10 protein-coding genes are annotated in these 13,570 nt (G+C 70.0%); 6 read left to right on the forward strand and 4 right to left on the reverse strand.

The genetic code is table 11. The annotated features are described in order from the left end of the window. Positions 1-35: 35 nt before the first annotated feature. On the reverse strand, positions 36-1,553 hold the full coding sequence (locus tag ACTOQ2_RS08725; RefSeq protein ID WP_440099170.1) for a peptide MFS transporter: 1,518 nt from the start codon (positions 1,551-1,553) through the stop codon (positions 36-38). 180 nt (positions 1,554-1,733) lie between these two features. Between ACTOQ2_RS08725 and ACTOQ2_RS08730 the strand changes: the two genes are divergently transcribed. From ACTOQ2_RS08730 to ACTOQ2_RS08755, 6 genes are all read left to right on the forward strand, one after another. Next, on the forward strand, positions 1,734-3,569 hold the full coding sequence (locus ACTOQ2_RS08730; RefSeq protein WP_440099171.1) for an AMP-dependent synthetase/ligase: 1,836 nt from the start codon (positions 1,734-1,736) through the stop codon (positions 3,567-3,569). A 737-nt stretch (positions 3,570-4,306) separates the two neighbouring features. Then, positions 4,307-5,299 carry an ABC transporter permease gene (locus tag ACTOQ2_RS08735; RefSeq protein ID WP_440099172.1) on the forward strand — a complete coding sequence of 331 codons (993 nt, stop codon included), beginning with the start codon at positions 4,307-4,309 and terminating at the stop codon, positions 5,297-5,299. Next, positions 5,296-6,249 (forward strand): carbohydrate ABC transporter permease, encoded by a 954-nt coding sequence (locus ACTOQ2_RS08740; RefSeq protein ID WP_440099173.1) that lies wholly within the window; start codon positions 5,296-5,298, stop codon positions 6,247-6,249. Before ACTOQ2_RS08735 ends, ACTOQ2_RS08740 begins: the two co-directional genes overlap by 4 nt. Before the next feature lie 86 nt (positions 6,250-6,335). Further along, entirely contained in the window at positions 6,336-7,985 is a 1,650-nt protein-coding gene (locus ACTOQ2_RS08745) for an ABC transporter substrate-binding protein (RefSeq protein WP_440099174.1), read from the forward strand. 276 nt (positions 7,986-8,261) lie between these two features. Beyond that, complete coding sequence (locus tag ACTOQ2_RS08750) at positions 8,262-8,939, forward strand: DUF624 domain-containing protein (protein WP_440099175.1); 678 nt, start codon at positions 8,262-8,264, stop codon at positions 8,937-8,939. Between the two features lie 405 nt (positions 8,940-9,344). Beyond that, positions 9,345-10,205 (forward strand): hypothetical protein, encoded by an 861-nt coding sequence (locus ACTOQ2_RS08755; RefSeq protein ID WP_440099176.1) that lies wholly within the window; start codon positions 9,345-9,347, stop codon positions 10,203-10,205. Between the two features lie 110 nt (positions 10,206-10,315). On the opposite strand, the gene ACTOQ2_RS08760 is transcribed toward ACTOQ2_RS08755, so the two are convergent. From ACTOQ2_RS08760 to ACTOQ2_RS08770, 3 genes are read right to left on the reverse strand one after another with little or no spacing between them, the layout of a single operon-like run. After that, positions 10,316-11,329, reverse strand: a complete 1,014-nt coding sequence (locus tag ACTOQ2_RS08760) for an NAD(P)/FAD-dependent oxidoreductase (RefSeq protein ID WP_440066090.1) — start codon at positions 11,327-11,329, stop codon at positions 10,316-10,318. Next, positions 11,326-12,009 (reverse strand): isoprenylcysteine carboxyl methyltransferase family protein, encoded by a 684-nt coding sequence (locus tag ACTOQ2_RS08765; protein ID WP_440099177.1) that lies wholly within the window; start codon positions 12,007-12,009, stop codon positions 11,326-11,328. Before ACTOQ2_RS08765 ends, ACTOQ2_RS08760 begins: the two co-directional genes overlap by 4 nt. A gap of 7 nt (positions 12,010-12,016) precedes the next feature. Further along, positions 12,017-13,345 carry a type III polyketide synthase gene (locus ACTOQ2_RS08770; RefSeq protein WP_440099178.1) on the reverse strand — a complete coding sequence of 443 codons (1,329 nt, stop codon included), beginning with the start codon at positions 13,343-13,345 and terminating at the stop codon, positions 12,017-12,019. Between the last annotated feature and the right edge of the window lie 225 nt (positions 13,346-13,570).

Here is a 13,570-nt window from a genome sequence, read left to right on the forward strand (position 1 = left end):
GGACATATGTACTTTCCGTACAGTCGGCGGCACGGTCAGGGCGACGAGGGCGCGTCCGGCGTGCCCGGTGCGTCCGGCGCCCGGTGCTCGCGCATCATCGTATGCAGCCTGCCCGCGAAGGCGAGCAGCACCAGCGACGCCACGATGGAGATCGCGGCGAGGGTGAGGAAGTACGCGGGCTCCGACATGTAGTTCTTCAACCGTCCCGTCTGCCCGCCCACCGCGTCACCCACCGAGAAGGACAGGAACCACAGCCCGAGCATCTGGCTCTTGAACGCCTCGGGGGCGAGCTTGGTGGTGACCGAGAGCCCGACCGGGCTCAGCGCCAGCTCCCCGAAGACCTGGACGAGGTAGACCAGCACCAGCCACCACACCGAGATCCTCCCGGTCTGGGCCAGCATGGCGGCGAGCGCCATGATCATGAAGCTCAGGCCGTTGACGAACAGTCCCACGGAGAACTTGTGGGGGGCCGTCACCCGGTCGCCCAGCCGGACCCACAGCGCCGCGAAGACCGGCACGAAGATCATGATGAACAGCGGGTTGAACGCCTGCGTGGTCGCAGGGGTGATCCGCATGCCGAACAGCGACAGGTCCGTGTTGTTCTGGGCGAAGAACAGCAGCACGCTCGGCGCCAGATCGTAGACCATCCAGAAGATGGCGGCCGCGGCGAACAGCCAGACGTAGGCCTTCATCCGGGAGCGCTCGTCGTCGGTCAGGTTGTGGCTGCCCAGCAGGATGTAGCCGAAGTAGAGCACCGGAACGGCCACGATGAGCAGCGTCATCACCAGGGCGAAGGTGTCGAGGCTGAAGGTGCCCGAGACCACCCACACGGCCAGCGCGCCGCTCACCGCGACGACGGCCACGACGAGGGCGAGGACGAAGTGCCGGCGCTCGCGCGGGGTCATCCGGTGGCCAGGCCGCTCGCCCACGCCCATGAGGTGGCGCCTGCCCAGCACGTACTGGAGAAGGCCCAGGGCCATGCCGACCGCCGCCGCGCCGAAGCCCAGGTGCCAGCGGTCGCCCTCGGCGAGCCGGCCGACCACGATGGGGGCGATGAAGGCGCCGATGTTGATGCCGAGGTAGAAGATCGAGAAGCCCGCGTCCCTGCGCGCGTCGTCGTTCTGCGGGTAGAGCTTGCCGACCATCGTGGAGATGTTGGGCTTCAGCAGCCCGGTCCCGATGATGATGAGGAGCAGGCCGAGCGCGACGAAGGCGCCGGTCTCGACGGGGATGGCCATGCTGATGTGGCCGCACATGATGACGACGCCGCCGTACAGCACCGCCCTGCGGGCGCCGAGTATCCGGTCGGCGATCCAGCCGCCGGGCAGGGCGACGAGATAGATGAGGGCGCCGTAGATGCCGATGATCGCCTGGGCGGTCTGCTCGGTCAGCCCGAGGCCGCCCGTGGCGGGGGAGGCGGCCATGAAGGTGGCGAGGATGGCCCGCAGGCCGTACCAGCTGAAGCGCTCCCACATCTCGGTGCCGAACAGCGTGGCGAGGCCGCGCGGGTGCCCGAAGAAGGTCTTCTCGCGAGCCCGTGTTCCCGATGGCATGCGTCCCCCCGAACGTCATCGCGTGATCAGAGGCTAACTCTACGTACGCCTCCCATCGAAACGGGAAGGCCGGTTGCGCAATGTGGCGTTTCTTCTCCCTTTCAGGGTCTTGTCCAAGGGGAACGGCGTGTGGTGCGATGCATGCCACTCGTGCAAGTGAGCACTTTCTGGAGGCGCGTCATGGCCGGTGTCCTTGAGGAGCGGGCGGCGATCGAGAGGGAGATCGCGGGCCGTACGGTCTGCGGTCAGCTGAAGGAGGCGGCGGAGAGCAATCCCGACGCGCCGGCGTACTCCGACCCGGTCGAGGGGGGCTGGTCCACCCTGACCTACTCCCAGGCCAGGCAGCGGGTCCTGGAGATCGCCGCCGGTTTCGCCGCCCTCGGGCTGGAGCCCGGCGAGGCGGTCGCGCTCATGATGGTCAACCGCAGCGAGCACGTGCTGGCGGATCTGGGCGCGGTGCACGCCGGCGCCGTGTCCTGCTCGGTCTACTCGACCTTCGCCCCCGAGCAGGTGGCGTTCGTGGCCGGTGACGTCGCGGCGAGGATCGCGGTGCTCGGCGGACCGGCCGACCTGGCCAGGTGGGAGCCGGTCCTGGACGACCTTCCCGAGCTTCGCAAGGTCATCGTGCTGGAGGGCGCCCCGGCCGGCGACCGCTTCGTCTCCTGGGACGACTTCCTGGCCCTCGGCCGCGAGAGGCTCGCCGCCGACCCCGCCGCCGTCGACGTCCGCTGGCAGGCGGTGACCGCCGACGACGTCCTCACCGTCCTGTACACCTCCGGCACCACCGGCAACCCCAAGGGCGTGCCGCTGACCCACTCCAACGTGTTCTTCGAGGTCGTGGCCACCAACCGGATGGCCGACCTGCCCAGCAACGGCACCCAGATCTCCTACCTCACCTACGCGCACATCGCCGAGCGGGTGCTCAGCCTCTACCTGCCGCTCTTCAAGTTCTCCCACACCCACTTCTGCACCGACCTCGCCCAGCTCGGCGCCACCCTCGGCCAGGTCAAGCCGGTGCTGTTCTTCGGGGTGCCGCGCGTGTGGGAGAAGATGATGGCCCGCCTGCAGGCGCTGCTCGCCACCCAGCCGGAGGAGCAGCAGGAGAGCGTGCGCCAGGCGATGGCCGCCGGGCTCGCCTACATCGAGGCCAACCAGTACGGGCGCACCCCCTCGCCCGAGGTCCTGGCCGCCTACGAGCAGGCCGACGCCGCCCTGCTGTCGATCATCCGGTCGATGATCGGCTTCGACAACGCGGGCTGGCTCGCCACCGCCGCCGCGCCGATGCCGCTGGAGGTCCAGCGCTTCTTCGCCGGCCTCGGCCTGCGGGTCCTCGACGTGTACGGCATGACCGAGACGACCGGCGCGTTCACCGCCAACGCCCCCGACCGCTACAAGCTCGGCACGGTCGGCCAGGCGGGCCCCGGCGTCGAGGTCAGGATCGCCGAGGACGGCGAGATCATCACCCGCAGCCCGGCCAACACCCGCGGCTACCTCGGACGGCCCGAGGCCACCGCCGAGCTGCTCGACGAGGACGGCTGGCTGCACACCGGGGACGTGGGCTCCATCGACGAGGACGGCTTCGTCAGCATCGTCGACCGCAAGAAGGAGATCATCATCACCTCCGGGGGCGAGAACATCTCCCCGGCCAACATCGAGAGCCACCTCAAGGAGCACCCGCTCATCGGCCAGGCCCTCGCCTACGGCGACGGCAGGCCGTACCCGGTGGCGATCCTCACCCTCGACGGCGAGGTGGCCCCCGGCTGGGCGCAGGCCAACGGCGTCTCGTTCACCACCCTGGCCGACCTCGCCGAGCACCCCGACGTCCTCAAGGCCGTCGAGGGTGCGATCGCCGTCGCCAACGAGAAGCTGGCCCGCGTCCAGCAGATCAAGCGCTGGCGGCTGCTGCCGGTGGAGTGGACGGCCGAGAGCACGGAGCTCACCCCGAGCCTGAAGCTCAAGCGCCGCGTCATCCACGCCAAGTACGCCGAGATCATCGACGGCATGTACGAGGGCTGACCACAAGGCATGTACGAGGGCTGACCACACGGCGTGAACGAGAGCTGACCACGAGGAGACCGCGAGCCGCCCACGAGCCGCCCGGCGCCCGCCGTCGCCGGGCGCCGGGTTCTCCTTTCCTTGATCTGGTCGCCGTGAAAAGCACTGTGCTCCCGCCCCCGCGTCGCGCCGCGTGAAACGTTCACGGCCGGCAGGACGCTTGGAAGGCGCCGGTCGTCCGGACTACGCGCGAGCGGTGGAGCGGGATTCGACACGCCGGACCCGGCCCGGGGAAAGGGCCGCGGCGGCCCGCTGACCTCCCGGTCCGGCCCGCCGGGCCGCGAGGAGCGGGCCGCCGGACCGGCCCGGGCGAGGAACGCTGTTCCGGCACCGTGAGCCGGGACCCTTTCGCCGCGGGATGACAGGGACGCTGGTTGCTCACCGGTTCCGAAACATTTCGGATGCCTGAAGTGCGCCGAGTTCGCACGACGTTGAGCTACGAGTGAGGGCGAGGAAGGCCTTCCTCGGCATAAGGCTGTTGACACCTCCCTTGACGCACCTCCACCAGCCGCTTATATTTCCGCAATATTAATAAAGCACATTGAAAGTTTCAGCCTCACGACTCCGATTGTTTCCCGGCCGACAGCATCAGGTGACGCCGTCGCCGGTCGAAGGGATGGCATGAGCGAACAGGCGGTCCACCGGCGATGCCCGCGGCCGCCGGCACGCGTCCACCGGCCGGTACCGGAGACGCGGGGATGAGCACGACCGGGACGGTCGAGGTGTCATCGGGCACTCCCGATCCGGGTGAGGTGACGTCCGATCCTGTCCGGGGGAGGCGTGCTCCGGGTCGTAGCTGGCGTCAGGCGCTGCGCCGTGACTGGCAGCTGTACTCGCTGGCGGTTCTCCCGCTGCTGTTCTTCGCGGTGTTCCGGTACCTGCCGATGCTCGGCAACGTGATCGCCTTTCGGAAGTTCGAGCCCGGTGGCAGCGTGCTGGGTGAGGAGTGGGCGGGCCTGCGTTATGTGCGGATGTTTTTGAGCGATCCGACGTTCTGGCAGGTGTTCACCAACACGCTGTTGCTGGGCGCGCTGACCTTGCTGTTCTGCTTTCCGATGCCGATCGTGCTGGCGTTGCTGATCAACGAGGTGCGGCAGCGGCGCCTGAAGCGGTTCGTCCAGTCGGTGTCATATCTGCCGCATTTTCTGTCGATCGTGGTGGTGGCCGGTCTGGTCATCGAGTTGTTGTCGGTGGACGGGCCGGTGAACCAGATCCTGCGGGTGGCGGGCGATGACCCCATCTCGTTCCTGCAGCAGCCGGAGTGGTTTCGGACGATCTATGTCTCCTCGGAGATGTGGCAGACCGTCGGGTGGGGGACGATTCTCTATCTCGCCGCGCTGACCACCATCGACGACCAGCTGTACGAGGCGGCGCGGATCGACGGGGCGGGCCGGTGGCGGCAGACCTGGCACGTGACGCTGCCCGGCATCCGGCCGACCGCGGTCACGTTGCTGATCTTGAACATCGGAGCGTTCATGGCGGTCGGGTTCGAGAAGGTGTTGTTGCTGTACAACCCGCTGACGTACCCGACGGCGGACGTGATCTCCACGTACCTGTACCGGATGGGCGTGGTGTCGAACAACTTCAGCTATGCCACGGCGATCGGCCTGTTCGAGGCGTTGATCGGGCTGATTTTGGTGTTGTCGGCGAACCTGATCTCCCGGCGCACGGTGGGGACGAGCCTGTGGTGAGCACGGACCAGGCGGACCAGGAGGCGAGGGCGGACCGGGCGGACCGGGCGGACCGGGCGGCGAGGGTGGATCGCGTGGTGAGGGTGGACAACAGCCGGGGTTATCGGGTGTTCCAGGCGGTCAACGCCGTCGTTCTGGCCGGTGTTGTGATCGTGACCCTGTACCCCTTCGTCAACGTGGTCGCCCGCTCGTTGAGTGATGAGGCCGCGATCCGCTCGGGTCAGGTCAACCTCATCCCCCGCGGCTTCACCCTGTCGACGTACGAGTATGTGATCTCTGATCCGACGTTCTGGACGAACTACCGCAACACCGTGGTGTACACGGTCGTGGCCACGGCGATCGCGATGTTCATGACCACCTGTTATGCCTACGTGTTGTCCAAGAGGCATCTCAAGGGCCGCAGGCTCCTGATCGGGATCGCCGTGTTCACCATGTTCTTCTCCGGCGGCATCATCCCCAACTACGTGCTGATCACCAGTCTCGGGATGAAGGACAGCATCTGGGCGATCGTGCTGCCGAACGCCATCAGCGTCTTCAACCTCCTGATCATGAAGGCGTTCTTCGAGGGGCTGCCGGTCGAACTGGAGGAGGCCGCCGCGATCGACGGGATGAACACCTACGGCATCTTGCTCCGGATCGTGCTGCCGCTGTCGAAGGCGGTGATCGCCACGATGGTGCTGTTCTACGCCGTCGCGTTCTGGAACTCGTGGTTCGCCGCGTTCCTCTACATGAGCCAGTCCGACCTGTTTCCGGTGACCGTCTTCCTGCGCAACCTGATCGCCGGCGCCACCGGCGCGTCGTCGGTGGGCGCCGATGCGATGAACATGACGGTGGCCGCCAACATCAAGGCGGTGACGACGGTGCTCACCATCGTGCCCATCTTGGGGATCTACCCCTTCGTCCAGCGCTACTTCGTCACCGGGGTCACGCTCGGCGCGGTCAAGGGATAGCCGTAGGTCTGCCAGCCCGCTCGGTCGCCGGCCCGGTTCTCCTCCTCCACCTGTTTTCGAGACATCCGAGAAAAAAGGAGACGTGCATGTATCAGATGAACCGGCGTCAGGCGATGGTCGCGATGGGCACCTTCGCCGTCCTGGCCGGCTGCGGCAGTGACGACGACGCCAAGAAGCCGGCCGACAACCTGGCGGCCAATCGGGAGGGCGCGATGCCCGGTTATGGGGCCGGCGCCCAGTTCAAGGCCGCCGCGCCGCTGTCGTTCACCATGCTGTACAACAACCACCCGTTCTACCCGATCAAGAACGACTGGCTGTTCTGGTCCGAGCTCGGCAAACGGACCAACGTGACCCTCCAGCCGAGCGTGGTGCCGCTCAGCGACTACGAGAACAAGCGCAGCCTGGTGATCGGCGCGGGTGACGCCCCGCTCATCATCCCCAAGACCTACCCCGCCCAGGAGACCCCCTTCGTCGCCTCCGGCGCCATCCTGCCGGTCAGCGACTACCTCGACCTGATGCCGAACTTCACCGAGAAGGTCGCCAAGTGGAACCTTCAGGCCGACCTGGACACGATCCGGCAGGAGGACGGCCGCTTCTACCTGCTGCCCGGCCTGCACCAGGACCACTGGGTGGACTACTCCCTGGCGGTCCGCGTCGACATCCTGGACAAGCACGGGCTCGCCATCCCGCAGACGTGGGAGGAGTTACGCACCGTGCTGAAGGCGCTGAAGGCGGAGTATCCCGACTCCTACCCCTTCTCCGACCGCTGGGGAACCCTCACGCCTGGCGCCAACCTGCTGAACATCGTCGGCATCTCCTACGGCGCCCCCGGCGGCTGGGGCTACGGGGAAGGGGTGGTGTGGGAGCCCACCACCCAGAAGTTCGCCTTCACCGGCGCCACGGAGCCCTACCGGCAGATGCTGGAGTATCTGCACACGCTGGTGCAGGAGAAGCTGCTCGACCCGGAGAGCTTCACCCAGACCGACGACCTGGCGATCCAGAAGCTGGTGTCGGGTAAGTCCTTCGTGATCGGTTCGAACGCCCAGACGCTGGTCAACGAGTATCGGCCGCCGCTGGAGAAGGCCAACCCCGACGCCAGGCTCGTCAAGATCCCCCTGCCCGTCGGCCCGCTGGGGCCGATCAAGTACGGGGCGGGCAACACCCGTCTGGAGAACGGCGTCATGATCTCCAAGAAGGCCCGCGACAGCAAGAACTTCGTCGCGATGATGCAGTTCATCGACTGGTTGTGGTACTCCGACGCAGGTCAGGCGTTCGCCAAGTGGGGGGTGGAGGGGGCCACCCACACCAAGGACGCGTCCGGGAGGTACAAGCTCGCCTCCGACGTCGACTTCGTCGGGCTCAACCCCAAGGCGCCCAAGCACCTGCAAAAGGACTTCGGTTTCTCCAACGGGATCTTCGCCTACGGCGGGCCCACCGAGTTGTTGCAGTCGACCTTCTCGGAGGAGGAGATCGCGTTCCAGAAGGAGATGAACTCCCGCAAGCCGCTGCCGGTGCCGCCCCCGCACCCGCTCACCGACGAGGAGCGCGAGCAGGTGACGCTGTGGCAGACACCGCTGAAGGACCACGTCACCCAGAACACGCTCAGGTTCATCCTCGGCAAACGCGATCTCGGCGAGTGGGGCGCCTACGTCAAGGAACTCGAGGCCAACAACATGACCTCCCTGGTCAACATGATGAACGGCGCCTACGAGCGGTTCAAGCAAAAGCACGGTTGACATCCTCCCCTCCCGGAAGGAAGAGGGCTCTCACGGTCACCCGCGGGAATTCCTGCTTCACCGCCAGCCGCCCACCAGGAGAAAACTTCCCCTTTGAGGTCTTACACCGGCTTTACAGGCGTTTCACCTCTCGGCCGGCCCGGCGGCGAGGGCCTCGCATCACGCATATGGCGGCTTGGTTGTCGCCACCGCCGAAAACCTTGCCGAATCCGTACGGCACCGCGCCGCGTTTCCTTCTTATCCTGAAGGACGAGGTTTCCACGCTGGAGATATTTGATGACCGACACGACGGCCGGAATCCGGTTCGGCGAAGGACCTCTCGCGCGTGCCTGCGCGCTCGTCTACACCCTGCTGGTGGTCGAGCTGCTGTTCCTGCTCACCACCGTGCCCGGCCTGATCGGGCTCGTCCTGCTCGGCCGTGACGCCACCAACATCCCGCTGGCCGCGCTCTGCCTGATCCCGGCCGGCCCGGCGCTCTCGGCCGCGCTGTACGCGCTGCACCACCGCCGCCTGGACCTCACCGACCTCCATCCCGGGGCGGCGTTCTGGCGCGGCTACCGGGCCAACCTCCGCGGGGTCGCCAAGCTCTGGATCCCGTGGCTGCTGTGGCTGGCCGTCATCGGGTCGAACCTCGCCACCGCCGGCGTCCAGGGATGGTGGGCCGTGCTGTCGGTCCTCATCGCCGTGGCGGCGACCCTCTGGATCGCCAACGTGCTGGTGATCACCTCCCTGTTCGCGTTCCGCGCGCGGGACGTCGCCCGCCTGGCCGTGTACTTCCTCACCCGTTCCCCCCGGGCCTCACTGGGCAACGCCTGCCTGCTGGTCCTGGCGGCAGGTCTCACGCTGATCGCCTCCGAGGTGCTGCCGGTGCTGCTGGCCTCGGTGTTCGCGTCGATGCTCCTGCTCAACAGCCGCACGGTGATCGCCGAGGTGCGGGAGAGATTCACGGCCTGAGACCCCTCGAGGACGGGCGGCCACACCGCGCGCGGGGAACGCCCCGTGCCCATGGTGGCCGCCTCTCCCGCGCCTGACGGTGCCGCGTCACCGTCACCTGCTCGATCTGCCTCGTACGCGACCCATGACCGGGTGTTCCTATGCTGTGCGGGCTCGACATGATCGGCCTGCCCATGGCCCGCTCGGCCTTGACGCCTTGACGCCTTGACGCCTTGACGCCTTGACGCCTTGCGCGTTCATCGCGAGGGCGCCGAGCGACAGCAGCGGGAACGGCCGGGGAACGGCCGGGGAGCGGCCGGGCCTCGGGGGATCCGGGAGCTTTTCCCGGCGGGCGGCTCTCGCTTTGCCCAACGGGGCGTGTGTCCTCTACCTGCTTGTTACCGGCGGCCTCCTAGCGTCCTGATCATGACGATGAGAGTTCTTCTCGCATCCCTGGCGGCCGGGGCAGTGACCCTGCCGGCACCGGCCGGAGCCCCGGCCGCCGCCGCTGTCGAGGACCTGACGATCCGCTCGGTGACCCTGCGCCCCGCGACCCCCGTGGTCGGGCCCGCCGACTCCGTACGCATGGTGATAGAGGTGGTGGCCCGGGGCGTCACCGGCCCCGAGGGGGTGAGGATCAATGTCGAGCCCGGCGCGCCTCCCGCCTCGGCGGGCACGTCCTTCCCCGTCACCGCGCCCCGCCGCGGGACGCCCGCCCGGCCGGGACCCGGACGGGGGCCCGCCCTCGCGCCCGGATCGGCACCCGGCCCGGTCGTGGCCGCCCGCCTCGCTCCCGGCGCGGCCGTGGCGACGGCGGGGAAGATCGTCTCCAGGCCGGGGGAGGGCTGGGTGACCTGGAGGTTCGCCCCGGAGAAGAGCCTGAGCCGCTGGTACCCGGCAGGACCCTGGACGGTCTCCGTGACCGCCAGGGGCACGGACGGCGCCGAGGTCACCGGGCACACGGGCTTCCTGCTGAAGCGCCTGACCAGGTTCGGCGGGGTGGAGGCGGTCCGGGGGAACTCGGGTGTGCGGGTGACGGGGGTGCTGAACCGGGTCGACCCGCAGGGAGCCCTCGACTACGCGCCCTTCCCCGGCCAGCCCGTCGAGATCCTGCACCGGCCGGGGGAGAAGGCCGGATGGACGAGGGTGGCCGGCGCCACGACCGACTCCCGGGGACGTTTCGCCCGGACCGTGGGCGATCGCACGGGCGGTGAGTGGCGGATCCGCTTCCAGGGCACGAACCACTACGCCCCCAGGCTGGGCATCGTCCACAAGGTCTCGCGCTAGGCGTGTCCCCTGGCTCGGCCGGCCGGGTCGAGACGGAGGACCGGGTGGCCGGCGAGATCGGATCAGGCCAAGCCAGGGACGTGCCAGGACGTGCGAGGACACGTGCCAGGTCAGGCCAGGGCGTGCACCGCCGCGCCGAACAGGGAGGGCAGCCGCCGGGCGGCCGGGACGATCAGCCGCCCCGCCGGCCGGTACCGCCGGGTGCCCACCAGCGCCCCGGTGAGCAGCCGGTGCCGCCGGGACAGCCGCAGCCAGGCGGCCTCGTACGACCCGGGGGTACCGGCCCGCAGGCAGTCCACCAGCAACCGCGCGGACGTCAGCGCGAGCGACACCCCCTCCCCGGTGAGCGCGTCGACGTAGCCGGCCGCGTCACCGACCAGCAGCACCCGCCCGGCCACCCGGGCGCGCACCCGCTGGCGCAGCGGTCCCGCCCCGCGCACCGGGGTCGCCGCCGGTCCCTCCAGCCGCTCCAGGAGCGCGGGAAAGTCCGCCAGGTGCTCCGGGTAGCCGCGCCGCCGCGAGCTCAGCACGGCGACGCCCACCAGGTTCTCGCCCACCGGCGTCACGTACGCCTCGCCGTCCGCCGCCCAGTGGACCTCGACGAAGTCCGTCCACGGCGCGACCGGGTAGTGCCGCCGCAGCCCGTACCTGCGCGGCCCGCGCCCCGGTAGCTCCAGCCCGAGCAGGGCGCGCAGCGGGGAGTGCAGGCCGTCCGCGGCCACCAGCCAGCGGGCACGCAGCCCCGCCGCCTCGACCCCGTCGCCGTCCTGCCGCACGCCGTCCACCTTGCCGGGCACGACCTCCACGCCCAGCTCCCGCGCCCGCCGGGCCAGCGCGGCGTGCAGCGCGGTCCGCCGCACGCCCAGGCCAGGCCCGTCGCGGAACGCCGCCTCCACCGCGTACCGGCGGTCCAGGTAGCGGATGCCGCGCAGCGGCCTGCCCTCGACCCGCACCCCCAGCGACCTCAGGGCGGCGGTGCCGCTGGGCATCAGCCCCTCGCCGCACGCCTTGTCCACCGGTACGGCCCTGGGCTCGACGACGACCGCCTCCATCCCGGCCAGCGTGGCGTGGATGGCGGTGGCCAGACCCGCCGGCCCACCGCCCGCGATCAGGACGTCGATCACGCCGGCGCCCTGCCGGTGGACGGTGGCACGTCCCCCGGTGGCACGTCCCCCGGTGGCACGTCCCCCGGAGGCGCGGTGGCGAGCGGCACGTCCTGCGGCGGCGTGGCTCCCGCCGTCCCGGCGGGCGGCGCCCCGGCGGCGGGCGGCGTCGTGGCGAGCGAGGCCAGGGCGTCGTCCTCGCAGCGGATCCGCACCACCATCAGCGCGGCGTTGAGCACGGTGAAGACCAGCGCGGTGACCCACGCGGTGTGCACCAGAGGCAGCGCCGCCCCCTCGACGGCCACCGCGACGTAGTTGGGGTGGCGCAGCCACCGCAGCCGGTAGGGGCCGCGCTCCACCAGCGGCAGGCCGGGCACGACGATGACCTGGGTGTTCCACTGCGGGCCCAGCGCGGTGATGCACCACCAGCGCAGACCCTGCGCGGCGACCACCAGGACGAGCATCGGCCAGCCGAGCGCGGGCACGAAGGGCCGGTCGGCCAGGCCCGCCTCGAACAGGCACCCGGCGAGCAGGCCGGTGTGCAGGGCGACCATCCACGGGTAGTGGCCCTGCCCGGACAGCACCCCGCCGCGCGCCATGCTCCAGCGCGCGTTGCGGCGCGCGACGACCAGTTCGGCGACGCGCTCCAGGCCGACGAGCAGCACGAGCAGCAGGTACCAGGACGACAGATGCCAGGACATCGGGCTCCTACCAGCGCAGCAGTACGAGTTCGGAGCAGAAGCCCGGTCCCATCGCGAGGAGGAGTCCCGGCGTGCCCGGCGGTGGTGGCCGCAGGGCGAGCGTATCCCGCAGGACGTGCAGGACGGAGGACGAGGACAGGTTCCCGATCGCGGCGAGCGAGCGCCAGGTGAGGTCCAGCGCGCCCTCGGGAAGCCGCAACGTCTCCGCCACCGCCTCCAGGACCTTCGGGCCACCCGGATGGCAGACCCACGCCGTCACGTCCTCGACCCTCAGGCCGTGGTCACCGAGGAAGCCGTGCACGTCGTCCGCCAGATAGGTACGCACCACCTCGGGGACGCTCGCGTCGAGCACCACGCGGAAGCCGGTGTCGCCGACGTGCCAGCCCATCACGTGCTCGGAGTCCGGATACAGGTGGCTGCGCGAGGCCACCACCGCCGGCCCGGTCATCGTGACCGGCGGCTCCGGGAGCTCGTACGTTCCCGCCGGTTCGGAGGGCGGCCGGTGCGTCACGGGCGCGCCGGTCGCGGGGGAGGACCTCGCGAACCCCGCGGGCGCCGGAGACGAAGAGGACGCGGAGGCTCCGGAGAGGGGGAACCGATGGTGCGCGGCGGGCGCGCTGTTCGGCGGGGAGGAGCCCGCGGGTCCCGCGGGCCGCGTGGTCGCGGACGCGCCGTTCGCCCCGGCGGCGGCACGGGAGGTCGCGGAGGATCCGGTACGCCGTGGCCGCCACTCGTCGCCGCAGGCCACCACGGCCGTCGCCCCGTCGCCGAACAGGGCGCTCGCGACCATGTTGGCGATGGAGGCGTCACCGCGCTGCAGGGTGAGGGAGCACAGCTCGACCGAGAGCAGCACCGCGAGATGGTCCGGCCAGCCGCGCAGGTAGTCGTGGAGGCGGGCGATCCCGGCCGCCCCCGCGACACAGCCCAGGCCGAAGACCGGTACCCGCTTGACGTCCGGGCGCAGCCCGAGCCGCCCGGCCAGCCTGGCGTCCACCGAGGGCGCCGCGACACCGGTCACCGAGGTGAAGAGGATCATGTCCACGTCCTCGGGGAGGACCCCCGCGTCCCGCAGCGCACCGCCCACCGCCTCGGCGCCCAGCTCCACGGCCGTCTCCACGAAGGCGTCGTTGGCCGCGCCGAAGCCGTCCAGCTTGGCGTACCGGTCGAGCGGCAGCGTCAGGTGCCGTGACTCCACCCGCGCGGAGGCGTGCAGCCTGTCGAGCAACAGGCGGCTGGCACCCTTGGGAAGGCACGCTCGCGCGAACGCGTCGGTGATCTCTGCCTGGGAGTGGCGGTTCGTCGGGAGTGCGCCGCGGACAGCGACGATTCGCGTCATCTGGTAACTCCCGGCTCGCGAACAGCGGACAACTCCCTTTTGCCCACCTGCGCGTGTGGCATGCGTCACGAAGCCCTCCGTGCCCGTCTTCCGCGGGGTTCCGGTCCGCGGGAGAGCCGCGCTCCGGCTCCGGCTCTCGCTCCGGCTCCGGCTCTCGCTCCGGCTGCGCGAGGTGGCGGGCCGGGACGGGGGCAGGCAACGGCCCTCGAGAGTGCCCGCGCTCCG

The sequence above is a fragment of the Streptosporangium sp. H16 genome (assembly GCF_051918855.1).
Taxonomy (GTDB): domain Bacteria; phylum Actinomycetota; class Actinomycetes; order Streptosporangiales; family Streptosporangiaceae; genus Streptosporangium.

Bases quoted from the DNA above. Each gene is read 5' to 3' on its own strand.
- ACTOQ2_RS08765 (WP_440099177.1), bottom strand. From the start codon at position 12,009: ATGTCCTGGCATCTGTCGTCCTGGTACCTGCTGCTCGTGCTGCTCGTC.
- ACTOQ2_RS08755 (WP_440099176.1), top strand. From the start codon at position 9,345: ATGACGATGAGAGTTCTTCTCGCATCCCTGGCGGCCGGGGCAGTGACC.
- ACTOQ2_RS08745 (WP_440099174.1), top strand. From the start codon at position 6,336: ATGTATCAGATGAACCGGCGTCAGGCGATGGTCGCGATGGGCACCTTC.
- ACTOQ2_RS08725 (WP_440099170.1), bottom strand. From the start codon at position 1,553: ATGCCATCGGGAACACGGGCTCGCGAGAAGACCTTCTTCGGGCACCCG.
- ACTOQ2_RS08735 (WP_440099172.1), top strand. From the start codon at position 4,307: ATGAGCACGACCGGGACGGTCGAGGTGTCATCGGGCACTCCCGATCCG.
- ACTOQ2_RS08770 (WP_440099178.1), bottom strand. From the start codon at position 13,345: ATGACGCGAATCGTCGCTGTCCGCGGCGCACTCCCGACGAACCGCCAC.
- ACTOQ2_RS08750 (WP_440099175.1), top strand. From the start codon at position 8,262: ATGACCGACACGACGGCCGGAATCCGGTTCGGCGAAGGACCTCTCGCG.
- ACTOQ2_RS08730 (WP_440099171.1), top strand. From the start codon at position 1,734: ATGGCCGGTGTCCTTGAGGAGCGGGCGGCGATCGAGAGGGAGATCGCG.